Here is a 24086-nt window from a genome sequence, read left to right as displayed (position 1 = left end):
GCCAAAGATTGCAAAAGAGTATGTCTTGCCAAAGCTCACATCTAAACTAAATAAAAAAAATGCTTTGCTTAAAACACTTTATAAAGTACTGTTTTAATTACTCCTTTATTATTTTCTAAATCTAAACAGAGCAGCTCTTTTTCTGTTTGTATCTTACAATTAAAAGGTGGTTTTAAAATATCTAATCCGCTTTGTTTTTTTAATCGAATTCCTTGCCCTGAAATGATATCTTTATTGGGTATAAATTTTCCATTTGGCAGGTGTTCTGTTAAAATAATGTATTTGTAATGGAATAATTTTTGTAAAATATTTGAGATTTCTTCGTTTGATAAATGTTGTAAAACCTGCCTTACAATTACAACATCTGCCTTTGGCAAAGTATCTTTTGCAATATCTAAACAAGCAAATTCTAAATTAGCAGCTTTAAAATTTTCTTTATTAAAGTGAATCAATTTTTCTACAATATCAACAGCAATATATTTTTTGGTATGTTGTACCAAATCTTTGCCAATATTAAAATCGCCACAACCTAAATCTAAAACGGTTATTGGAGTTTTAAAAGATTTTAGAAAAGAGCTTACAGCATTAATATAAGGAGTTACAATTTCTAATTTGTGAGATCCTTCTCCTGAGTAAAATTTAGAATTATTATTTCCCCAAAGTTGTAAATCATAAATTTGTTCCATCGCTTTTTTGGTTGGCCATGGTTTTTTATTATTTTTCTGTAAAGAATTCATTTAAAAAAAGCACCTATTTGCCGTAATAAATTTCTTCTAAACTTACTACCTCTTCATCTGTTTTACGTCTAAAAACATGATTAGCACTTATTTTAGCAATAGAATTAAGCCCCATTGCAGCTGTCATTTCTTTAACAGCTTGTACAGTTCTATTGTGGTAATTTTTAACTCTAATATTTTTCTTTTCTACCACTAAAGCTTTTACCAAATCGCTATCTTGTGTTGCTACACCAACAGGACAGGTATCTAAATTACATTCTCTAGCTTGTATACAGCCTAAACTTAACATAAAACTACGTGCCATACCAATTGCATCTGCACCTAATGCTAAATACCTAACAATATCAAAAGCATCTACTGCTTTACCAGCAGCAATAATTTTAATATGCTTTTTTAATTGGTGTTCTTTTAAAAGTTTATTTATAAAAACCAAACCTTCTATTAAAGGAGAACCTATGTAATTGGTAAATTCCATTGGTGCAGATCCTGTACCTCCTTCTCCACCATCTACAGCTATAAAATCTGGATAATTCCCTGCTTTTACAAAAGCGATAATCATTTCTTCAATTTCTTGATTGTTACCCACACATAATTTTATTCCAACAGGTTTTCCATCAGATAATTCTCTTACTTTTTGAATAAAAACAATCATTTCATCAAAATTAGAAAATGCTGAATGTCCTGGAGGAGAATCTACTTGTGTACCAACTTCTACAGAACGTATTTTTGCAATTTCTGGTGTGTTTTTCTTTGCTGGCAAAATACCTCCATGCCCTGGTTTTGCTCCTTGAGAAAACTTAATTTCTATCATTTTTACTTCTGGACGAATGGCATTCTCTCTAAAGACGTCTTCATCAAACATACGTTTACCGTTTACAGATTTACCTGCACCAAAATATCCTGTACCTACTTGAAAAATTAAATCGCCACCTGTTAAATGGTAAGGAGAAATACCACCTTCGCCTGTATTGTGTGCAAAATCTCCCATTTGTGCACCTTGATTTAATGCTTTTATGGCATTTTTGCTTAAAGAACCAAAAGACATGGCAGAAATATTTACAATAGAACTGCTATATTTTTGTGTGCATTTGTCTGAACCAATTACCACTCTTTCACCTTCTATATTATGATGGTCTTTTGGAAATAAAGAATGTTTTACAAACTCATAGCCTTTTTTGTACACATTATGTTGCGTACCAAAAGGAACAGTCTCTTTTTCTAACTTTGCTCTTTGGTAAACAATGCTTCTTTTTTCTCTGTTTATTGGTGTACCATTTAAATTGTCTTCTATAAAATATTGTTGAATTTTATCTCTTTCTTCTTCAAAAAACCAACGCAAACGCGCTATTAACGGAAATGCTCTTAGTAAAGAGTGTTTTTTTTGAAAACTGTCATGCAACACAATAGCAGTAAGTATTATAGCAATACCAAGTAATATATAACTTCCTGTTTGTGGTATAAAGTACACTAAGATTCCGCAAAGTATAGCTAAACTTACAAATATGGTTAAAATTGTATTTCTCATAAAAGTAACTCGTAAAATTTAAAGGACTTAAAAGTAATCTATTCGTTTGAATTGATGAAAAATGTTGGCAAATAGTTGCGTTAGGGATTGTAGTGAAAATCCTTTTTATGCTAAACTCGATTTAATATCTGTTCCTTTCAATGTATTTTATTTTTAAAAAAGAATAAATGCCAAAATAAAGTAAGCATAAAAAGATTGCAACGTAAAGCCCGACCTTTAGGGAACGCCCATTCTTCGACAAGCTTAGTATTAGCTATAACAAGCACAACATTAATTATGAAATGTATTATAAAAAATATATAGGTTTTAAATAAACTTTGGAATAGAATTAATTGCTGCTGAAACGAGTTTAAGAGATCCTGAAATAAATTTAGGAGAGATACTGAATCAAGTTCAGTACTAAATGAAAAACTCCAACATTGCTGTTGGAGTTTTTAATATTTTTAAAATTCTAAGAAACTTATTTCTTAAATTTTGCATATTTGTTTTTGAACTTGTCAATACGTCCTGCAGCATCAATAAGTTTAGATTTACCAGTGTAAAATGGGTGAGATGTTCTAGAAATCTCTAATTTTACTAAAGGATACTCAACACCATCAACTTCTAAAGTTTCTTTAGTGTCTACAGTAGAACGTGTTAAAAAAACATCTTCATTAGACATGTCTTTAAATGCTACCATTCTGTAATTTTCTGGATGAATTCCTTTTTTCATTTTATAATATTTTAATACTTTAATGTTTTGTTTGTAAAGTAAAATTGGTAAGGTTTTACTTATTTTCTTAAATAGCTTCTTTAAAACTATTTTGAGGATGCAAATTTAATCTTATTTTTTAATTTACAAACATTTAAAGCTTTTTTATTTGCGGATTTTCTTACTTTCGTTAAAAAACCAATAAAAACAGGGTTTTTAGTTGCTTATTAAGCTTGTTTTTATGAATATTTACCAATATATTTTATTGAAATTGAGCAAACTAATGAAACAACATACTTTTTACTTTACTATTTTAGTAACTTTCTTATTATTAAGCGCTTGTGGTAGCGATTATAAATTTAAACTGGAAACACCCAAAAAAGCGGTTTTAAATGAACTTGTTACCATTACATTAAGCGAAAAAGAAAATAAACCTGTAGAGAAAGTTCAGTTTTATATAAACGGAAAAGAGGTAGATAATAAAGGAAATGCTCTATCTATTGACACAAAAGACTTGGGTGTTGGTAAACATGCTGTTTCTGCATTGGCTTTTTTTGATAAAAAAACTAAAAAAATAAATAGTTCTATAGAAGTTTTTGCTAAAAATAAACCTGCTATTTATAGTTATAAAATCATTAATACGTATCCGCATGATACGAAAGCATACACCCAAGGTTTAGAATATTACAATGGTTTTTTATATGAAACCACAGGTAGAAAAGGCCAATCTACACTTAGAAAAGTAGACATAAAAACGGGTAAAGTTTTACAAAAAGTAGCACTAGACAACAACTATTTTGGTGAAGGAATGACCATTGTAGGCGATAAAATTATTTGGCTAACTTGGCAAAATAATAAAGGTTTTATTTACGATTTAAATACTTTTGAGCAAGAGGGCGAATTTGCCTACAATAAAAGTAAAGAAGGTTGGGGTTTAACCCAAAACGAGACTGAGTTAATTAAATCTGATGGAACTAATAAAATTTGGTTTTTAGACAAGGAAACTCAAAAAGAAAAAAGGTTTATACAAACCTATACGCATGATAGAGCTTTAAGTCAGCTAAACGAATTAGAGCTTATAAATGGTAAATTGTATGCCAATTATTACCAAAAACCAATTATTGCAATTATAGATCCTGCTACTGGAATTGTAGAGAGTTTAATTAACCTAAAAGGACTAGAGAAAGAAATGGCAAAAACTCAAAAACTAGCAGAAGGAGACGAAGTTTTAAATGGTATTGCTTTTGACGAAGAAAACGATAGGCTTTTTGTAACCGGTAAATATTGGGGTAAATTATTTGAAATTGAGTTGGTAAAACAATAATAACACCAATTTAAAGTTTTAAACTTAATGAAAACTTCATTCTAAAATATGCGTTATTTAATTACTTGTATTGTTTGTTTAGGTCTTATTGCAATGAGTTCTTGTAGAAAAGATTTTAGTACAACTTTTAGCTCTGGGAGCTTGGAATTTTCTAGAGACACCGTTTTTTTAGATACTATTTTTACAAATATTGGTTCTGCAACCTACAATTTAAAAGTATACAATAGAAGTAACAACGCAATTACTATACCTACAATTGCTTTAGAAAAGGGAAATGCATCTAGATATCGTTTAAATGTTGATGGAATTCCTGGCAAAGACTTTTCTGAAATAGACATTTTAGCAAAAGATAGCCTTTTTATTTTTGTGGAAACCACTGTTGATGTGGCTGCTGCAAATACTCTTTTATACACAGATAGAATTTTATTTGATAGCGGAGACCAACAACAAAGTGTAGATTTGGTAACTTTAGTAGAAGATGCTAATTTTATTTTTCCTGGTAGAGATCCAATTTCTATGAAAATTGATAGCTTAACATTAGGCGGAATTCCGACTACCATACAAGGGAGATTTTTAGACGATACAGAACTTACTTTTAGCAATAACAAACCCACTGTAATTTATGGTTATGCTGCTGTACCTGCAAATAAAACCTTAACAATTAATGCTGGTGCTAGAATTCATTTTCATGACAATTCTGGTTTAATTATAGACAGTAAAGCCAGTTTAAGAGTAAATGGAACACTTTCTGAAAAGGTTATATTTGAAGGAGATCGTTTAGAAAACAACTTTAATAATGTACCAGGACAATGGGGAGCAATTTGGATGCGTGCTGGAAGTTTAGAAAACGAAATTAAACATGCACAAATAAAAAACGGAGTTATAGGTATTTTAGTTGATAGTATTGGAAGCATAACAACACCAACCTTAAAGTTAGAAAATACAGAAATTTATAATCACGCTAATTTTGGTATTTTGGCCAGAGAAACCAATATTGAAGCACATAATGTTGTTGTTGGTGCTGCAGGACAAGCCTCTTTAGCAGCAACAATTGGCGGTACTTATAATTTTACACACAGCACATTTGCTAACTTTTGGAATAATGGAATTAGACCTTTGCCAGCAGTTTTGGTAAATAACTTTTTTGTTTTTAATGATGAAAATGGACAAGAAATTACAGAAACAAGAGATTTAAAAGCTGCAAATTTTACCAATTGTATTTTTGATGGTAATAATAATATTGAGTTTTTAGTAGATAGAGTTGATGATGGGAAAGCATTTAATTATACCATAGAAAACTGTATGATTCAGTTTAATGATACTAATGACTCTTTTTCTGATGTTTTTGAAGTCGATTTTGCCAACAACCCCAATTATAGTAATATTGTTTTAAACGGATTTGCAAACTTTAAAAATCCACAAAACAACGAGTTTATTATTGGTGAAGAAAGCGATGCTATTAACAGAGCAAAATCCAGTCTTTTTCCTTTTGATATTTTAGGTATTGATAGAACTACAAACCCAGATATTGGTGCTTACCAACATATTGTTTTTGAGGTAGAAGAATAAATATTGCTAAATACCTAGTCTTTTGAAATAGTTTAGAAAAAGTGCTGCTTTATTTTTTATAAACTACACCATCTTTCATTACAAAAACAACATTTTCCATTGTGTTTATATTATCAAGCGGATTATCTTCTACAGCAATAATATCTGCAAAAAAGCCTTTTTTAATCTGACCAATTTCGTTTTCCATTTTTAACAATTTTGCGTTGGTTATTGTTGCAGATTGCAAAGCCTCCATTGCTGGCATACCTGCTGCTACCATAAAACCAAACTCTTTACCATTGTTACCGTGTTTAAAAACACCTGCATCTGTACCAAAAGCAATACCTACTCCTTTTTTATAAGCCTTTGCAAAAGTACCTTGTATTTGTGGCCCAACTGCCAACGCTTTAGGCACAACAATATCTGGATAAAACCCTGGTATTTCAGCCTTTTCCTCTACTTCTTTTCCTGCTGTAATTGTAGGCACTAAATAAGCATCGTATTTTTTCATGAGTTCCATCGTTTTTTCACTCATATAAGTGCCGTGTTCTATAGTTTTTACACCTCCAATTACTGCTCTTTGCATGCCTTCATCTCCATGAGCATGTGCTGCAACATGCATACCATAATCTTTTGCAGTATCACAAATTGCCTTTACCTCTTCTAAGGTAAACTGCGGATTGTCGCCAGACTTTGCCACACTTAAAACACCACCTGTTGCTGTAATTTTTACACAATCTGCTCCATTTTTGTAACGTTGTCTTACCGCTTTTTTGGCATCATCCACAGAATTTACAACCCCTTCTTTAGGTCCAGGATTACCAATTAAAACGCGGCTACTTCCGTTTGTTGGGTCTGCATGTCCGCCAGTTGTTGCCAAAGACTTACCCGCCGTAAAAACTCTTGGACCAGGAATTTTACCTTTATTAATTGCGTTTCTTATAGAAATATTTACACCTGTACCACCTAAATCTCTAACAGTTGTAAAACCTTTTAACAAAGTAGTTTTTGCAAAACCTACAGAATTAAATGCAATATCTGCTTCGTTTAAAATGTATTTATTTAGCCTTGTATTTCTATAAAACTCTTGTTCTATATGTACATGAAAATCTATAAGACCTGGCATTACTACCTTGTCTCTTAAATCTATTAAGTTGCCGCCTTTGGGCATTATATAGCCATCTTTAACTGCTATAATTTTATTTTCTTTTACAAATATTGTCTTCTTAGAAGAAATTTTACCTGATGCAGTATCAACTAATTTGCCGCATAAAATATAGGTGGTTTGCGCCATTGATGTTTGTATTGTAAAAACCGTAATTAAAAGGAAAAATAATTTCTTCATTTGTATAAAATTTAAGTTTAAATGTATGAAAAAATACCTAATTTGCTATTTCTTAAATAAGAAAGAATGAAAAACGTTGTAATTACAGGTACAAGTAGAGGAATTGGTTTTGAACTTGCCCAACAATTTGCCAATAATGGGCATAATGTTCTAGCAATTTCTAGAAATACAAAGCCTTTAGAAGCTGTAAATCATAAAAGTATACATGTAATTTCTGTTGATATTTCCAAACCATCAGACTTATCTAAAATAACTGACTTTGTAAATTCTAATTGGCAAAAAGTAGATATTTTAATAAATAATGCTGGTAAATTGGTAAACAAACCTTTTACAGAAATTTCTTCTGAAGATTTTCTAGAGGTTTATAAAGTAAATGTTTTTGCTGTTGCAGAAATTACCAAATTAATGATTCCGTTTTTACAAAAAGGGAGTCATGTAGTTACTGTAAGTTCTATGGGAGGTATTCAAGGTAGTATGAAATTCCCTGGTTTAGCTGCCTACTCTTCTGCTAAAGGTGCTGTTATTACCCTTTCTGAATTATTGGCAGAAGAATATAAGGAACAACAAATTGCCTTTAATGTTTTGGCCATTGGTGCTGTACAAACAGAAATGTTAGAAGAGGCTTTTCCTGGTTATCAAGCACCGCTTTCTGCAAAAGAAATGGCAGATTATTTGTTTAATTTCTCTTTAACAGGTAACAAATATTATAACGGAAAGGTTTTACAGGTTTCTTCTTCTACGCCGTAAGCGAGTGAGTGGTGAGTAGTGATTAGTGTTTAGTGTTTAGTGTTTAGTGTTTAGTGAGAAAAATAAAATTTGTGAATTTACTTTGATAAAACGAGTATTATTTCTTCTAAAAATCAATTTAATAAAAATATGAAATCTTTCGCTTTGGTAAATAATATGGAATGGCAAAGTTTTGTTCCGCCAAAGGCGATACCTTTTGTTGCTTTTTTAATTGATGCACATCATTTTGAATTAAAAATTGTAAATCAGCGTGCCACAAAACATGGTGATTTTAGGCAAATGCCAAATGGTAAATTTCAAATTACGGTAAACAACAACCTCAACAATCATCAATTTTTATTGACTTTAGTGCATGAAATTGCACATCATGTTACCCATCAAAAATTTGGAAGAGTAATACCTCATGGTAAAGAATGGAAAGCTGTTTTTCAGCATTTAATGTTGCCTTTTTTAAGACCAGATATTTATCCGAATGAAATATTACCACATCTTGCCAATTACCTTAAAAATCCGAAAGCCAGCACAGATAGTGATGTAAATTTATCTTTAGCTTTAAGAGGTAATGTAGCAGAAACAGGCAAACATTTTATCTTTGAAATTCCTTTGGGAAGTGTTTTTCAATTTAAAGAAACGCTGTATAAACGCGGTCAAAAAAGAAGAACTCGTTTTGAATGTTTAAATCTAAATAATAAAAAAGTGTACCTCTTTAACCAAAATGTTGAAGTTTATCTAAAGCAAGATCGTTAGCGTAAAAGAAATCGTCTAAAAGGTAATTTCTGACTATTATTTCAACTTTATGGCGAGCAATAAACTATTGAACTTTAATTGAATCGATTTTTTTGGCTCTACTTCATTACGTTCCAAATGACAAACTAATATACTTTTTTAATCAGCCTAATTGATTAGTCTCTTTTTATAAATAGTGTATCTAGTTTCATTTCTTTTTGTAGCCAAGTTCTTAATTCTCTTTCTTTTGGGGAAATTATACTATCTGGCAACTTTATATTCCAACGTATAGTAGCAACTGGCACTGTATCTATTTTAATAAAATCTTTTGAAGACAAAACACTTGCAAAACCAATTTCTTCAATATCTGCATATCTTATTTTAGCTTCTTTTGCTATTCTACTAAAAGCAATTACTTTCTCATTTTTATTTAAAGCGTCTTGTTCTATTCTATTATTTAAAGTAGAAATGGTGGTTTGCAAATCGGCTATTTCTCTTTGTAAACCGTCAATTATATTTTTACTTTTTTGTAGTTCTTCTCGCTTCTCTTTGTAAGCTGTTGTAATTAATTCAAAGCTTTTTGTATCACTACCTTTTATTAAAATTTTAAAATCTTTAATTTTAGCATAGTTGATATTATTTTTTAATTGATTACTTAGTAAGTTCTTAGTAACGTCTGTTACTTCATTAAAAAAACTAAACTTAATTTCACTTTTATCAATATTAATATCTGGTTCTCCTATTAATTGAAAATCTGGAATTTCCCTTACCTCTGTATTTACAAAATTCTGAAATTGAGTCTGAATTTGATTTTCATTAAACACTCTTAAGAACGTAAAAATTGCAGGAATCATAACAGCAATACCTACAACAGAAGCAATAGTTGCATAACGTTTTCTTTTAGCTGCATTAGCGTATTTATGCATAGGAAAACGCAACATTTTTAATACTATAAAGGCCGCTAAAGCAATAAAAATGGTATTAATAGTAAAATAAATACATTGCCCCAAAAAAGTAAGAAAAATTACCAACAGCTAAACCATAACCTGCCGTACATAAAGGTGGCATTAAAGCTGTAGCAATAGCAACACCAAAAATTACAGAAGCTATAGTACCTTTTTTTGTTCTGGCAACCATTAACGCTAAACCACCAAAAAAAGCAATTAGTACATCTCTAATATCTGGACTAACACGCCCTAATAATTCAGAGGTGTCTTTACTTAAAGGAAAAAAGTAGAAAAATAGAAAAGATGCAAATAAACTCAAACCAATCATTACACCAAGATTGGTTAACGATTTTTTAAATGTTATGATATCATTTAAAGCAAAAGATGCTCCTAAACCTAAAATGGGTCCCATTAATGGCGAAATTAACATGGCACCAATAACCACTGCTGTAGAATCTGCGTTTAAGCCAATAGATGCCACAAAAACCGCAAAAATTAAAATCCAAGCTGTTGCTCCTTTAAAAGAAATATCTGCTTTAATGGCTTCTAAAGTTGCCTCATGATCTGTATCTTCTCTAAAATCGAAAAGCTCTATTAAAAACTTCTTTAAACTCTCTAATAAACCTTTGGCATCTTTTTGCACATTCTGCTTTACGCCATCACTACCTGCATTAGGTTTTGTGTTTTTTTGAACATCTTCTTCCATATTATCCTATATTGAATTTGGGAAAGATACAAAAAATCTAATGTGAAATCACAAAGCAATAATTTATTGAAACTTAATAGAATCGATTTCTAAAGTAAAGTTTTGCTCTTTCTTATTACCGATTAAAAAAGCGATTTCTTCTACAGTTTTAGATGAAAAATTTTGCATTCTTAATTTTCTGCCTCTAAATGCAGGGTACATTTCAGAAAGTGGAATTCTAATAGTTTGCCACGCTCCTGAAGTTTCAAAATTATGAATAAAAGAATAGCGATTATAAACCTCATCTTTAACTCTAAATTGGTAGTTTTTAGAGTCTCCTTTTACTCTCAACAGTATATATTTATAGCTTTTTACTTCTTTTGCAAGAAATCGATATCTTAGAGAGGAAAAACCACCATTATTTTCTAAAGAAACCTTGCCAAAAAACTCTCCAAAACCATTTTCGTTTAATTTAAAATTTCCTTGAGACCTTCCTCCCATAACGCCATCATCAACCACTCTCCAATTAGCAATGTTTGTATTTTTATTAAATTCGAAAATAATTTCGCTAGCGTCTTGCATAAAAAATAATGGTAAAAAAATTAAAAAAAACTTGTTCATAATCTTAAGTTACAAGACAAAGTTATTTTTTTTGATGTAAGCGCTATGTTTTAATTGTGTTAAAATAAAAAAACTTCATACAAATTGTATGAAGTTTTTTCTCTGTGACCGGGCTGGGGCTCGAACCCAGGACCCTCTCCTTAAAAGGGAGATGCTCTACCAACTGAGCTACCAGGTCATTCTTTTTCGTCTTAGCGGGTGCAAATATATGCCTTATTTTTAATAATCCAAATATTTTTTTTAATTAGTTTTACTTAAGTGAACTTCTCTTACTTTTTTTAATAAATTAGAAGAATATACAAAATCTACAACCGCTTCATTTTCAGTAGAAAATATAGTTTCACTAGAACCTTCCCAAGCTTTTTTACCTTTTGATAAAAAAACAATTTTTTCACCAATTTCCATTACAGAATTCATATCATGTGTATTAATTACCGTAGTAATTTGGTATTCATCTGTAATTTCTTGTATTAATTTATCTATTACAATTGCTGTTTGTGGGTCTAAGCCAGAATTAGGTTCATCACAAAATAGATATTTAGGATTCATAACAATAGCTCTTGCAATTGCAACTCTTTTTTGCATTCCTCCAGATAATTCTACTGGTAATTTTTGATTAGAATTCTCTAAATTCACTCTTTGTAATACCACATTAACACGATCTAGCATTTCTTCTTGAGATTTTCTAGTAAACATTTTTAAAGGAAACATTACATTTTCTTCTACTGTTTGCGAATCAAAAAGTGCACTGCCTTGAAAAACCATACCAATTTCTTGACGCCATTGTTGCTTTTCTGCTTCTGTAAATTTAGTATTGATTCTACCATCAAAAGAAATGGTTCCTTTTTCTGGTGTATGCAAACCTACAAGAGACTTTAGAAATACAGTTTTACCTGAGCCACTTTGCCCAATTATTAAATTTGTTTTACCTGGATAAAATTTGGTACTAATGCCTTTTAAAACCTCAACATTACCAAAACCTTTATGTAAATCTTTTACTTCAATCATAATTATGTTAGTAATAATTGGGTTAAAATATAATTTGCAACTACAATTAATATTGTAGTCCAAACTACAGATTGTGTGCTTGCTCTACCTACAGCTATAGAACCTCCTTTTACGTAATACCCATGATAAGAAGGCACAGTAGCAATTAAAAAAGAAAACACCAAAGTTTTTATCATTGCGTAAACAATTAAAAATGGTTTAAACTCCATTTGTATACCTGCAATATAATCTGTTCCTGTAAAAAGCCCAGAAAGCACACCTGCTAACCAACCTCCAAAAATACCCAAGCACATAGCTAGTAAAATTAAAAAAGGATAAAAGAATAAGGTTGCTATAACTTTAGGTAAAATTAAATGATTAATAGAATTTATACCCATAACATCTAATGCATCTATTTGTTCTGTTACACGCATTGTACCAATACTAGATGTAATATAAGAACCTACTTTACCTGCTAAAATTATACAGCAAAATGTAGGTGCAAATTCTAAAATAATAGACCTTTTGGCAGCAAAACCAATTAAAGAATCTGGTATAAAAGGGCTGTCTAAGTTTAAGGCAGTTTGCAATGCAATTACACCGCCTATAAAGAAGGAAATAAACATAATAATTCCTATAGACTTTAAACCTAAATCTTCCATCTCTTTCATTAAGGCTTGGTAAAAAAGTTTTTGTCTTTGAGGCTTCTTAAATACTCTGCTTAACATTAAAAAGTACTTCCCAAGATGTTCTAAATACACCATTCATTTAAATTTTAGGCTAAAGTATTAAAATATGATTAATTGATTGTTAAATACATCATATCAAAATAAAAAATATTTATTTTTGATGAATTAAAAACCACGAATTATGAAAAAAGTTTTCTTTTCTCTTTTTACGCTTCTAACAATAGTATATAGCTGCAAACAGCAAACTAAACCCACAAAAAAACCTAAGCTAGTTGTAGGTATTGTTATAGACCAAATGCGTTACGATTATTTAACTAAATATATGGATAGATATGAGGAAGGTGGTTTTAAAAGAATTTTAAATGGCGGATTTTCTTTAAAAAATGCGCATTACAATTATATACCTACTTATACAGCTGTTGGTCATACCTCCATTTATACAGGTGCTACGCCTTTTAGTCATGGTATAATTTCTAATAATTGGTATGACAAGTTTTTAAAGAAAACTATTTATTGTGTAGACGATACTAACTATAAAACTGTTGGTAATGATGGTGATTATGGGCAAAAATCTCCTTATCGTTTAAATACTACAACTGTGGCAGACCAACTGCAATTAGCACAAAATAAAAGAGGTAAAACTATAGGAATTGCTATTAAAGATAGATCTGCCATTTTACCTGTTGGTCACACTGCAAACGCTGCTTATTGGTATCAAGGAAGCACAAAAAACCAATGGATTTCTAGCTCATTTTACATGGATAGTCTTCCTAATTGGGTTACTAATTTTAATAAAAATGGAAAAGCAGATGCCTATTTAAGTAAACCTTGGGAAACATTATATGATATAGAAACCTACACCAATAGTAGAGCAGATAATAATGAATTTGAAAAGCCATTTAATGGCAACACCAACCCTGTTTTTCCTAAAGACATACCAAATATTAAAAGTAAAAATGGCAACTATTCTATAATTAGTAGCATTCCTGCAGGTAATTCTTTTACAGCAGATTTTGCTAAGGCTGCTATTTTAGGTGAAAACTTAGGGAAATCTAAAAATACCACAGATTTCTTAGCCGTTAGCTTTTCTTCTACAGACTATGTAGGTCATAGATATGGTGTAGCAGCTGTAGAAACAGAAGATACTTATTTAAGACTAGATAAAGATTTGGCAGATTTTTTCAACTTTTTAGATACAGAAGTTGGTAAAGGCAATTATACATTATTCTTAACAGCAGATCATGCAGCTGTGCATGTACCTTCTTATTTGCAATCGCTAAAAATACCTGCACATTATATAAGAAATAGAAAAATGAGAACATACATAGATTCTCTAACCTTAAAACACTTTAATTCAAATAAATTGATAGAAAACATTTCTAATTATCAAATATTTCTTGATAAAAAAGAATTAGAAAAATTGAAGTTGCAGAAAAATGTTGTTGCAGAAAAAATTGTAGATGAAATTGTAAATTACCCTGAAATTTATAAAGCCGTTTCTGCGAAAACATTGCAAACCACAAATTTTACTGGTGGTATTTTAAACGCTTTACAAAATGGCTACAATCAAAAGATATCTGGTGACGTTTTATTAATCCCTTTACCAGCAACTTTAGGTTCTGGAAGAAAAGGAACAAGCCACGGTTCTGGTTATTCCTATGATACGCATGTGCCTATAATTTTTTATGGAAACGGAATTGAACAAGGTAGTACCTCTAAAAAGTACAACATTACAGATATTGCTCCTACAATATCAACTTTGTTGGATATTGAGTTTCCTAATGGCACTACAGGAAAAGTAGTTGAAGAAGTTTTAAAAAATTAAATAAAAATGTAAAAGCTAGAATTTAGACCTAAAACCGAAATTAAAGTCAGAAAATCCTTTTTAGATAATTTCTTTTTCTATAAGAAAATTAAAATTTTATTCTTAATTTTTGGGTAGAAAAACCTCTGCCATCATACAACGTGCACTTCCTCCACCACAAGTTTCTATTGTTTTTAAAGAGCTAGAAATTATTTTACTACGGTTTTCTATTTTTGCTATTTGACTTGCATTTAAACTATCAAAAGCTGCCTGGCTCATCAGCAAAAAAGATTCATTGTTAGCATTATGAACTTGCAACATGTTTCCTGCAAAACTATGCATTTGTGCTTCAGAAATCTCTATAACTTGCTTACCATCTTCTTTTAAATGTTTTACAACATTTTTTCTTTCTTTTTTATCATCAATAGCATCTAAACAAATTACTACAAAAGTATCTGCAATACACATCATAACATTGGTATGATAAATAGCTTCTCTAGAATTATTAACGGTTTGATTTGCAGTAAAAATTACCGGTGTATATTCAAAATCTTCGCAAAACTCAATAAAAAGTTCTTCATCTGCTCTTGGAGATAAAGCGCAATATGCTTTGCTGTTTACCCTATCTAAAATAATACTTCCTGTGCCTTCTAAAAATATATTTTCTTCTTCGGCAGAAGTATAATCCATAATATTTTTTATAATAAAACCTTCTTTTTCTATTTGTTCTAAAATATCTTCTCTTCTTTCTAATCTTCTATTTTCCGCAAACATAGGGTAAAGACCTACTGTTCCGTTTGAATGAAAAGAAATCCAATTATTAGGAAAAATAGAATCTGGTGTATTAAATTCTTCATTATCGGAAACTACAATTACCTGAATACCAAAGCTTCTTAGTTTAAAAACATATGCATCAAATTCCGCTTTCGCTTTTTTATTAATTTCTTCATTTTGTAAATCTATATCTTGTTGAAAAAAATTATTTACTGCAGTTTGTTCGTTTTTTCGAAAATTAACAGGACGTACCATTAATATAGTACTTGTAGTTTGTTTCATTTATATTTTATTTGGCACACAAAAATATAAATATTCTTCTTATAGTAATTAAAAGCACCTCACAAAAATTAACTTTGTTTAACTTTTTTTGTTTTTTGTTTAACAAATTAGCATGCATCGTATGATTAAATTTGTTGAAATAATATTAACTTAAAAAAAAATAAATGAGACGTATTACAAAAATTTTTATCGCGGTACTTATGGTTGGATCTTTTATGTCTTGTGACGAAGAAGAAACTGTTATTCCTCAAGTTGAAACAAATACAATTGTAGATGTAGCAATAAACAGTAATTTAAGTTCTTTAGTTGCAGCTGTAACAAGAGTAGATTTAGCAGGAACATTAAGTGGTGATGGTCCTTTTACCGTTTTTGCGCCCACAAATGAGGCTTTTGAAGACTTATTAGATTCTAATGAGGCATGGAATTCTTTAAATGATATTCCTGTTGAGACACTACGTTCTGTATTGCTTTTTCACGTACTTAGTGGTAATGTAACTTCATCAGACTTGTCTGATACCTACGTTAATACATTGTCTACAGGACCAAATGATGAACCATTATCTTTACAAATTGAAGTGTCTGATGGCATTGAATTTAATGGAGAAGCAGATCCTGTTGCAGGAAGCATAGATATTAGTGCTAGCAATGGTACAGTGCATGTAATTGATGAAGTAATGTTACCACCAAACGTTGTAACATTAGCCTTAAACAATGATGGTTTTTCAAGTTTGGTTGAAGCTTTAACTGATGAAAGACACACAACAGATTTTGTTTCTATTTTAAGTGGAAATGGACCATTTACCATTTTTGCACCTACAGATGGTGCTTTTGAAGCATTATTAGATACAAACGATGAGTGGGATTCTTTAGGAGATATTCCAATTGAAACTTTAGATGCCGTTCTTAAATACCACGTTGTAAACGGCGCAAATGTGCAAGCAGATCAATTGTCTAATGGAGATGTTGCAACAATTGGTGGTACTATTACCATAGATTTAACTAGTGGTGCTCAAATTATTACAAGTAGCAACCAAACTGTAAATATTGCTGTTACAGATGTACAAGGAACAAATGGTGTAATTCACGGAATTGATACAGTAATGCTTCCATAACTTTTAAGTATATATTAAATAGAAAAAGCTGCAGATTGCAGCTTTTTCTATTTTTATAATTCAGATAAAGTTAATCTCTAATCAATGGCATTGTAGAGCATCTTAAAAGCCCTTCTTGTTTTGCTATTTCTGCATAAGAAACTTCTTCAACAATAAACCCTTCTTTTATTAACCAAGTATTTAAACGCGTAAAGTTTTTCTCTGAAATAATTACATCTTCTGATATAGAAAACACATTACTATTCATATGATACATCTCATCTTTATCAATCTCAAAAACGTTTTCTTTTCCAAAGAAATTGACTAACCAATTATACTCACTTTCTATTAAGAATCCATTTTTATGTAATATGGCTTTATTTTTACCAATAGGTTGAAAACAGCAATCTAAATGCAACGCATTTTCTTTAGCGTTGGTATTGGATTTTCTGAGTTCAAAAGACTTTACAGTTTTACTAGGAAACAATTCTTGTATTGCAATTACTGCATCAATATTTGTTCTAGCAGTTATATAATCTTCATAATCTTCACCAGAATAAGTACCCACAAAAATATAATCATTCCATGGCATTACATCTCCACCTTCTACATGACATTCTTCTGGTAGTTTAATAATTTTTTCTGGGTCTATTTTAGATAGTACATGGCTAAGTGCCTCTATTTCTTTGTCTCTATCTGGTAAAATATTTGCCTTAATTAAAATATCATCTATTACAAACGCAATATCTCTAGAAAAAATTTGATTGTAATCTTTTATAATATTAGGTCTAAAAACCTGCACATTGTATTTTTCAAAAACTGCTACCACAGATTCGATTTCAACAATCATATCTTTTTCTAAAGGATAAGTGCCAGCCATTACATGAGCCTTACTTTTAGGGTCGTAACAATCTTCCACCTTTGGTGTTGACCCATTACTTACTGCTGTGCCTAAAACAACTGCTCTTAATCTAGAAGTTTCATTACTTACATTTAATTTAAGCATACTTTAATATCTATAAAAAAAGCTTCATTTACATGAAGCTTTTAAATTGATAATTGAAATAATATAAATTATCTCTTTTCTATTTCTACAAAATCCCTAAGGTTTTCTCCTGTGTAAATTTGACGTGGACGACCAATTGGTTCTTTATTTGATCTCATTTCTTTCCACTGTGCAATCCAACCTGGTAAACGCCCTAATGCAAACATTACTGTAAACATTTCTACAGGAATTCCCATAGCTCTATAGATGATTCCTGAATAAAAATCTACATTTGGGTATAGTTTTCTATCTACAAAATATGGATCATTTAAAGCTTCTTGCTCTAAACCTCTAGCAATATCTAAAATAGGATCCTGAATACCTAAGTCTTTTAAAACTTCATCTGCTGCAACTTTAATTATTTTTGCTCTAGGATCAAAATTCTTATAAACTCTATGTCCAAACCCCATTAATCTAAAAGGATCATTTTTATCTTTAGCTTTAGCCATGTATTTTTTAGTATCTCCACCATCTTCTTTAATAGCTTCTAACATTTCTAAAACGGCTTGGTTTGCTCCACCATGTAATGGACCCCAAAGCGCAGAAATACCAGCAGATAAAGAGGCAAATAAACCAGCATGAGAAGAACCTACTATTCTTACTGTAGAAGTAGAACAGTTTTGCTCATGATCTGCATGTAAAATTAACAACTTGTCTAAAGCATCTTTTATAATTGGGTTAACCACGTACTCTTCATTTGGCTTCTCAAACATCATTTTCATAACATTTTCTACATAACCTAAAGATGTTGAGCCATAATTTAATGGTAATCCTTGTTTTTTACGCAAAGTCCAAGCCACTAACACTGGAAATTTACCTAAAATTTTAACAATAGAATTGTACATATCCTCTTCAGAATCAACATTTACAGAAGATGGATTAAATGCTGTTAAAGCACTAGTTAAAGAAGACAAAACACCCATTGGATGTGCTGTCTTAGGAAAAGCATCTATAATTTTTTTAATATCATCATCTACAACAGATTGTGCTTTAATATCTGCATAAAACTTATCTAACTGTTCTGTAGAAGGTAAGTCTCCAAAAATTAAAGAATAAGCAACTTCTAAAAAATCTGCTTTCTCAGCTAAATCTTCAATAGCATAGCCTCTGTAGCGCAAAATACCCTTTTCACCATCCAAGAAGGTAATATCACTTTTACAAGAACCTGTATTTTTATATCCCGGATCTATAGTAATAACACCTTTAGTTGCTCCTCTAAGTGTTTTAATATCTATTGCAACCTCATTTTCTGTACCTTTTACGAAAGGAAATTCAAAAGTATCTTCTCCTATTTGTAGCTTTGCTATATCTGCCATTTATCTTAATTTTATCTATTGAATAATCGTAGGCGAATATACCAATTTTAAAAGGAATTTAAAAGATGCCTTAGCTCGAATTTTAATATTTTAGAATAAAATTAACTTATCTAAATTATCTCAAAAAAAAACCTCATAATGATAATTATGAGGTCTTTTTTTTAATAAAAATATAATTTTTAGATTTTAAAAGCATTTTCTTTAGGGAAATATGCTACTGCACCTAATTCTTCTTCTATTCTTAATAATTGGTTGTATTTAGCCATTCTATCTGAACGAGAAGCAGAACCTGTTTTTATTTGTCCACAATTTAATGCAACTGCTAAATCTGCAATTGTATTGTCTTCTGTTTCACCAGATCTATGAGACATTACAGAAGTATAACCTGCATTTTTTGCCATATTTACAGCAGCAATTGTCTCTGTTAAAGTTCCTATTTGGTTTACTTTAATTAAAATTGAATTTGCAATTCCATTTTCAATTCCTCTTCCTAAACGTTCTACATTTGTAACAAAAAGATCATCTCCAACTAACTGTACTTTGTCTCCAATTTTCTCAGTTAAATACTTCCAACCTTCCCAATCATTCTCATCCATACCATCTTCAATAGAAATAATAGGATAATTTGCAGCTAACTCTGCTAAGTAATCTGCTTGTTCTTCAGAAGATCTTATTTTACCAGTTTCCCCTTCAAACTTTGCATAATTGTATTTGCCATCAACATAGAACTCTGCTGCTGCACAATCTAAAGCAATTTTAATTTCATCTCCAAAAGAATATCCAGCATTTTTAACCGCTAAAGCAATAGTATCTAAAGCGTCTTCTGTACCATCTAAAGTTGGCGCAAAACCACCTTCATCTCCTACAGCCGTAGATAAATTTCTATCGTGTAAAACTTTCTTTAAATTATGAAAAATTTCTGAACCCATTTGCATTGCTTGTGAAAACGTTTCCGCTTTTACAGGCATTACCATAAATTCTTGAAAAGCAATAGGTGCATCAGAATGCGAACCACCATTAATAATATTCATCATTGGTAATGGTAAAGTGTTTGCAGAAACACCACCAACATATCTATATAAAGGCATACCTAACTCATTAGCAGCAGCTTTAGCAACCGCTAAAGAAACTCCTAAAATAGCATTTGCACCTAAAACAGATTTGTTTGGAGTACCATCTAAATCTATCATTAATTGGTCTATTGCATTTTGTTCAAAAACAGAAACACCTAATAACTCTTCTGCTATAGTTTCGTTTACGTTTTTAACTGCCTTTAAAACACCTTTACCCATATAGGCTTTACCACCATCTCTTAACTCCACAGCCTCATGTTCTCCTGTAGAAGCACCTGAAGGAACAGCTGCTCTTCCTAATACTCCGTTATCTGTTACTACATCTACTTCTACTGTTGGATTTCCTCTAGAATCAAAAATTTGTCTAGCATGTACGCTAATAATTGTACTCATTTTATATTTTTATTTAAGATAATTCTATTTTTAATAATGTTGCTAATCTACAAAATAGATAGCCTTAAGCTATGGTTTGTAGCGCTTTCTTACGAAAACGTTTTCAATATTAGTTTAAACCTAAAAAAGGTTAATTCTTAGCGCTTTTTAAAAGCTCTATAAACTCATCAAAAAGATAAACAGAATCATTTGGACCAGGACTAGCCTCTGGATGATATTGTACAGAAAAAACAGGTTTGTTTTTCATTCTAATACCTGCCACAGTATGATCGTTTAAATGAACATGCGTAATCTCTACATTTTCGTTTGCTTCTGTTTCTTCTTTATGAATTGCAAAACCATGATTTTGTGATGTAATTTCTCCTTTACCCGTAAGTAAATTCTTTACTGGGTGATTTATACCTCTATGACCATTATGCATTTTATAGGTAGAAATACCATTGGCCAACGCAATTATTTGGTGCCCTAAACAAATACCAAACAAAGGTAAATCTCTTTTAATAATTTCTTTAGCTACGTTTTGTGCATCTACTAATGGCTCTGGATCTCCTGGACCATTAGAAATAAAATAGCCATCAGGTTTAAATGCTTCTAGGTCTTCAAAACTAGAATTAAAAGGAAACACTTTAATATAAGCGCCTCTGCTTTCCAAATTTCTTAGGATATTCTTTTTTATACCAATATCCAAAGCAGAAATTTTAATAGGAGCATTTTTATCACCAACAAAATAAGGTTCTTTGGTAGATACCTTAGACGCTAATTCTAAACCTTCCATACTTGGAACACTTGCTAGCTGCTTTTTTAAGTTTTCAATATTATCTACTTCTGTAGAAATAATAGCGTTCATAGCACCATTGTCTCTAATATAAGCTACTAGAGCTCTTGTATCTACATCTGAAATGGCAACCAAATTATATTTTTCAAAATAGTCTTTTAAATTACCATCTGAATCTACTCTAGAATGTGTAAAACTAAAATTTCTACAAATTAAACCAGATATTTTAATACCATCCGATTCTACTTCCTTATCGTTAACACCATAATTACCAATATGTGCATTGGCTGTTACCATAATTTGACCAAAATAAGAAGGATCTGTAAAAATTTCTTGATAACCCGTCATTCCCGTATTAAAGCAAATTTCTCCAGTAGAAGTTCCTTCAATACCCACAGACTTTCCGTAAAAAATGGTTCCGTCTGCTAATAATACTAATGCCTTTTTTCTAGTTTGATATTTCATTTCTAGTTATTACTATGTTGTTGTTGTGTTGTAATACAAAGCTACAAATTATAAGCTTTAATTTTTTGTAATTTAATAATGGTTTTTAACAAAATATGATTAGGACCTAAAAAGTCATAAAAAAAGGGATAAACGCGAACGCTTATCCCTTAACTATATTTTTAAAAAACTTTCATTTTTTAACTATTCTTCAGATTTTCCCTCGGTTGCAGTTTCTTCTACTTGAGCAGAATCAGCCTTTTTGCTTCTTCCCCTTCTTGTAGATTTCTTTGCTTTTTTACCTTTAGGATTATAGATTTCGTTGTAATCAACTAATTCTACCATAGCCATAGGAGCATTATCTCCCTGACGGTTTCCTAATTTAATAATACGAATATAACCTCCTGGTCTATCTGCAACTTTTACAGAAATTTCTCTAAATAATTCTGTTACTGCATATTTATCACGCAAATAAGAGAATACAATACGTCTGTTATGAGTTGTATCTGCTTTAGATTTAGTAATTAAAGGCTCTACAAAAACTCTTAATGCTTTTGCCTTTGCTACAGTAGTATTAATACGTTTGTGTTCTATTAAAGAACAAGCCATATTTGCTAACATTGCTTTTCTATGCGCTGTCTTTCTACCTAAATGATTGTGTTTTTTTCCGTGTCTCATTGTGTGACGTTTGTTTTATGCTTTCATCTTGCATCTACTCTCTTTGAGGAGCAAAATATGAAAGGTTAATCTTTATCTAATTTGTATTTTGCTAAATCCATACCGAAACTTAAACCCTTAACAATAACTAATTCTTCTAGCTCTGTTAAAGACTTTTTACCAAAGTTTCTAAACTTCATTAAATCGCTTTTGTTAAATGAAACTAAATCTCCTAAAGTATCTACTTCTGCAGCCTTTAAACAATTTAAAGCTCTTACAGATAAATCCATATCGATTAATCTAGTTTTTAATAATTGACGCATATGCAATGATTCCTCATCATATGTTTCAGTTTGTGCAATTTCATCTGCCTCTAAAGTGATACGCTCATCAGAGAATAACATAAAGTGGTGAATTAAAATCTTAGCAGCTTCTGTTAAAGCATCTTTAGGATTTATAGAACCATCAGTATCAATATCAAAAACTAACTTTTCATAATCCGTTTTCTGCTCTACACGAAAGTTTTCAATTGCGTACTTAACGTTCTTAATTGGTGTGTAAATAGAATCTGTAAAAATAGTTCCAATTGGCGCAGAAGCCTTTTTATTTTCCTCTGCAGGTACAAACCCTCTACCTTTTTCAATATTGATTTCTGCATTTAATTTTACAGATTTATCCATATTACAAATTACTAAATCTGGATTTAAAACTTGAAATCCAGAAATAAATTTTTGTAAATCTCCTGCAGTAAATTGATCTTGTCCAGATACAGAAACTGATACTGTTTCCCTGTCAGTCTCGTCTATTTGCTTTTTAAAACGTACTTGTTTTAAATTTAAGATAATTTCTGTAACATCTTCTACCACACCTGGTACTGTGCTAAATTCGTGCTCTACACCATCTAATCTTAAGGATGTAATTGCAAATCCTTCTAAAGAAGATAAAAGAACTCTTCTTAAAGCATTTCCCACTGTTAAACCAAAACCCGGTTCTAAAGGTCTAAACTCAAATCTACCTGTAAAATCAGTAGATTCAACCATTATTACCTTATCTGGTTTCTGAAAATTTAAAATTGCCATTGTTTTCTTCGTTTTAATTGTTATTTGGTTGCGCGGTTTGTAAGTGTGAAGAAATACTTAAAAACCCTTTGGCCTAATACCAATATTAATAATTTATTACTTAGAATATAATTCTACGATTAATTGTTCTTTAATGTTCTCTGGAATTTGTAATCTTTCTGGTACTTTAACAAAAGTTCCTGTTTTAGTATCATTATTCCAAGTCAACCATTCAAACACATTACTATTAGATGCTAAAGCATCCTCTATAGCTTGTAACGATTTAGACTTTTCTCTAACAGCTACTACATCACCTTCTTTTAATCTATAAGATGGCACATTAACTATTTCTCCGTTAACTGTAATATGTCTATGAGATACTAATTGACGAGCACCACTTCTAGATTTACTAACTCCCATTCTATACACTACATTGTCTAAACGAGACTCACATAATTGTAATAAAATTTCACCAGTAATTCCTTGAGATGCAGAAGCGTCTTTAAATAAGTTTCTAAACTGACGCTCTAATATACCATATGTATATTTCGCTTTTTGCTTCTCCATTAATTGAGTAGCATATTCAGATTTTTTTCCTCTTCTTCTAGCATTACCATGCTGTCCTGGAGGATAATTTCTTTTTTCGAAGTTTTTGTCTTCTCCAAAAATTGCTTCACCAAATTTACGAGCAATCTTAGTTTTTGGTCCTGTATATCTTGCCATTTCTTTGTTATTATAGTTAGGGATTATGAATTAAGGCGTTCTCCTTCGATAATCGATTTCCTAACAAGTTAAAATATAA

Annotated in this window: 23 protein-coding genes and 1 tRNA gene; 6 read left to right on the top strand and 18 right to left on the bottom strand. The window is 30.8% G+C overall.

From position 1 onward, the window contains the following. Positions 1 to 68: 68 nt before the first annotated feature. From Q0684_RS01565 to Q0684_RS01555, 3 genes are all read right to left on the bottom strand, one after another. Positions 69 to 737 (bottom strand): class I SAM-dependent methyltransferase, encoded by a 669-nt coding sequence (locus Q0684_RS01565; protein WP_299012270.1) that lies wholly within the window; start codon positions 735 to 737, stop codon positions 69 to 71. 13 nt (positions 738 to 750) lie between these two features. Further along, positions 751 to 2262, bottom strand: a complete 1512-nt coding sequence (locus tag Q0684_RS01560; protein ID WP_299012269.1) for an FMN-binding glutamate synthase family protein — start codon at positions 2260 to 2262, stop codon at positions 751 to 753. Positions 2263 to 2722: 460 nt separating this feature from the next. After that, positions 2723 to 2974: a type B 50S ribosomal protein L31 gene (locus Q0684_RS01555; protein ID WP_068363688.1), complete on the bottom strand. Its 252-nt coding sequence runs from the start codon at positions 2972 to 2974 to the stop codon at positions 2723 to 2725. Positions 2975 to 3236: 262 nt separating this feature from the next. On the opposite strand from Q0684_RS01555, the gene Q0684_RS01550 reads away from it, so the two are divergent. Both Q0684_RS01550 and Q0684_RS01545 read left to right on the top strand, forming a co-directional pair. Further along, the gene (locus tag Q0684_RS01550) at positions 3237 to 4277 is read left to right on the top strand and encodes a glutaminyl-peptide cyclotransferase (RefSeq protein ID WP_299012268.1); all 1041 of its coding nucleotides are present in this window, start codon (positions 3237 to 3239) and stop codon (positions 4275 to 4277) included. 48 nt (positions 4278 to 4325) lie between these two features. After that, positions 4326 to 5846 (top strand): hypothetical protein, encoded by a 1521-nt coding sequence (locus Q0684_RS01545; protein WP_299012267.1) that lies wholly within the window; start codon positions 4326 to 4328, stop codon positions 5844 to 5846. A 49-nt stretch (positions 5847 to 5895) separates the two neighbouring features. Here Q0684_RS01545 and Q0684_RS01540 read toward each other — a convergent pair whose 3' ends face one another. Continuing rightward, the gene (locus Q0684_RS01540; protein ID WP_299012266.1) at positions 5896 to 7170 is read right to left on the bottom strand and encodes an amidohydrolase family protein; all 1275 of its coding nucleotides are present in this window, start codon (positions 7168 to 7170) and stop codon (positions 5896 to 5898) included. Positions 7171 to 7236: 66 nt separating this feature from the next. Here Q0684_RS01540 and Q0684_RS01535 point away from each other — a divergent pair, with 66 nt between their 5' ends. Then, the gene (locus Q0684_RS01535) at positions 7237 to 7917 is read left to right on the top strand and encodes an SDR family oxidoreductase (RefSeq protein WP_299012265.1); all 681 of its coding nucleotides are present in this window, start codon (positions 7237 to 7239) and stop codon (positions 7915 to 7917) included. Between the two features lie 129 nt (positions 7918 to 8046). Beyond that, positions 8047 to 8664, top strand: coding sequence for a SprT-like domain-containing protein (locus tag Q0684_RS01530; protein WP_299012264.1), 618 nt, complete (start codon positions 8047 to 8049; stop codon positions 8662 to 8664). A gap of 155 nt (positions 8665 to 8819) precedes the next feature. On the opposite strand, the gene Q0684_RS01525 is transcribed toward Q0684_RS01530, so the two are convergent. The 6 genes from Q0684_RS01525 to Q0684_RS01500 form a co-directional block, all read right to left on the bottom strand. After that, entirely contained in the window at positions 8820 to 9584 is a 765-nt protein-coding gene (locus tag Q0684_RS01525) for a hypothetical protein (RefSeq protein WP_299012263.1), read from the bottom strand. A 40-nt stretch (positions 9585 to 9624) separates the two neighbouring features. Beyond that, the gene (locus Q0684_RS01520) at positions 9625 to 10296 is read right to left on the bottom strand and encodes a DUF389 domain-containing protein (protein WP_299012262.1); all 672 of its coding nucleotides are present in this window, start codon (positions 10294 to 10296) and stop codon (positions 9625 to 9627) included. Between the two features lie 63 nt (positions 10297 to 10359). Continuing rightward, complete coding sequence (locus tag Q0684_RS01515; RefSeq protein WP_299012261.1) at positions 10360 to 10896, bottom strand: CIA30 family protein; 537 nt, start codon at positions 10894 to 10896, stop codon at positions 10360 to 10362. Between the two features lie 105 nt (positions 10897 to 11001). Continuing rightward, positions 11002 to 11074: transfer RNA gene (locus tag Q0684_RS01510), tRNA-Lys, on the bottom strand. 62 nt (positions 11075 to 11136) lie between these two features. Continuing rightward, positions 11137 to 11904 (bottom strand): ATP-binding cassette domain-containing protein, encoded by a 768-nt coding sequence (locus tag Q0684_RS01505; RefSeq protein WP_299012260.1) that lies wholly within the window; start codon positions 11902 to 11904, stop codon positions 11137 to 11139. Positions 11905 to 11906: 2 nt separating this feature from the next. Beyond that, positions 11907 to 12647, bottom strand: coding sequence for an ABC transporter permease (locus tag Q0684_RS01500; RefSeq protein ID WP_299012259.1), 741 nt, complete (start codon positions 12645 to 12647; stop codon positions 11907 to 11909). Positions 12648 to 12753: 106 nt separating this feature from the next. Here Q0684_RS01500 and pafA point away from each other — a divergent pair, with 106 nt between their 5' ends. Beyond that, complete coding sequence (pafA, locus tag Q0684_RS01495; RefSeq protein WP_299012258.1) at positions 12754 to 14397, top strand: alkaline phosphatase PafA; 1644 nt, start codon at positions 12754 to 12756, stop codon at positions 14395 to 14397. A 102-nt stretch (positions 14398 to 14499) separates the two neighbouring features. On the opposite strand, the gene ctlX is transcribed toward pafA, so the two are convergent. Then, positions 14500 to 15432 (bottom strand): citrulline utilization hydrolase CtlX, encoded by a 933-nt coding sequence (ctlX, locus tag Q0684_RS01490; protein WP_299012257.1) that lies wholly within the window; start codon positions 15430 to 15432, stop codon positions 14500 to 14502. Positions 15433 to 15596: 164 nt separating this feature from the next. Between ctlX and Q0684_RS01485 the strand changes: the two genes are divergently transcribed. Beyond that, positions 15597 to 16544 carry a fasciclin domain-containing protein gene (locus tag Q0684_RS01485; protein ID WP_299012256.1) on the top strand — a complete coding sequence of 316 codons (948 nt, stop codon included), beginning with the start codon at positions 15597 to 15599 and terminating at the stop codon, positions 16542 to 16544. Between the two features lie 70 nt (positions 16545 to 16614). On the opposite strand, the gene Q0684_RS01480 is transcribed toward Q0684_RS01485, so the two are convergent. From Q0684_RS01480 to rpsD, 7 genes are all read right to left on the bottom strand, one after another. Further along, complete coding sequence (locus Q0684_RS01480; RefSeq protein WP_299012255.1) at positions 16615 to 17529, bottom strand: arginine deiminase-related protein; 915 nt, start codon at positions 17527 to 17529, stop codon at positions 16615 to 16617. Positions 17530 to 17597: 68 nt separating this feature from the next. Then, on the bottom strand, positions 17598 to 18884 hold the full coding sequence (locus Q0684_RS01475; RefSeq protein ID WP_299012254.1) for a citrate synthase: 1287 nt from the start codon (positions 18882 to 18884) through the stop codon (positions 17598 to 17600). A 179-nt stretch (positions 18885 to 19063) separates the two neighbouring features. Then, positions 19064 to 20350, bottom strand: a complete 1287-nt coding sequence (eno, locus tag Q0684_RS01470; RefSeq protein WP_299012253.1) for a phosphopyruvate hydratase — start codon at positions 20348 to 20350, stop codon at positions 19064 to 19066. 130 nt (positions 20351 to 20480) lie between these two features. Beyond that, positions 20481 to 21590: a glutamine-hydrolyzing carbamoyl-phosphate synthase small subunit gene (gene carA, locus Q0684_RS01465; RefSeq protein ID WP_299012252.1), complete on the bottom strand. Its 1110-nt coding sequence runs from the start codon at positions 21588 to 21590 to the stop codon at positions 20481 to 20483. A 183-nt stretch (positions 21591 to 21773) separates the two neighbouring features. After that, positions 21774 to 22247, bottom strand: a complete 474-nt coding sequence (rplQ, locus tag Q0684_RS01460; RefSeq protein WP_299012251.1) for a 50S ribosomal protein L17 — start codon at positions 22245 to 22247, stop codon at positions 21774 to 21776. A 65-nt stretch (positions 22248 to 22312) separates the two neighbouring features. Continuing rightward, positions 22313 to 23305: a DNA-directed RNA polymerase subunit alpha gene (locus tag Q0684_RS01455; protein ID WP_299012250.1), complete on the bottom strand. Its 993-nt coding sequence runs from the start codon at positions 23303 to 23305 to the stop codon at positions 22313 to 22315. A gap of 96 nt (positions 23306 to 23401) precedes the next feature. Continuing rightward, positions 23402 to 24007 (bottom strand): 30S ribosomal protein S4, encoded by a 606-nt coding sequence (rpsD, locus tag Q0684_RS01450; protein ID WP_299012249.1) that lies wholly within the window; start codon positions 24005 to 24007, stop codon positions 23402 to 23404. Positions 24008 to 24086 lie beyond the last annotated feature (79 nt).

Source organism: uncultured Polaribacter sp., from assembly GCF_947503875.1.
GTDB lineage: Bacteria > Bacteroidota > Bacteroidia > Flavobacteriales > Flavobacteriaceae > Polaribacter.
The sequence above is the reverse complement of the archived record's forward strand: the minus strand, read 5'-3'. Positions and strand labels throughout refer to the sequence as shown.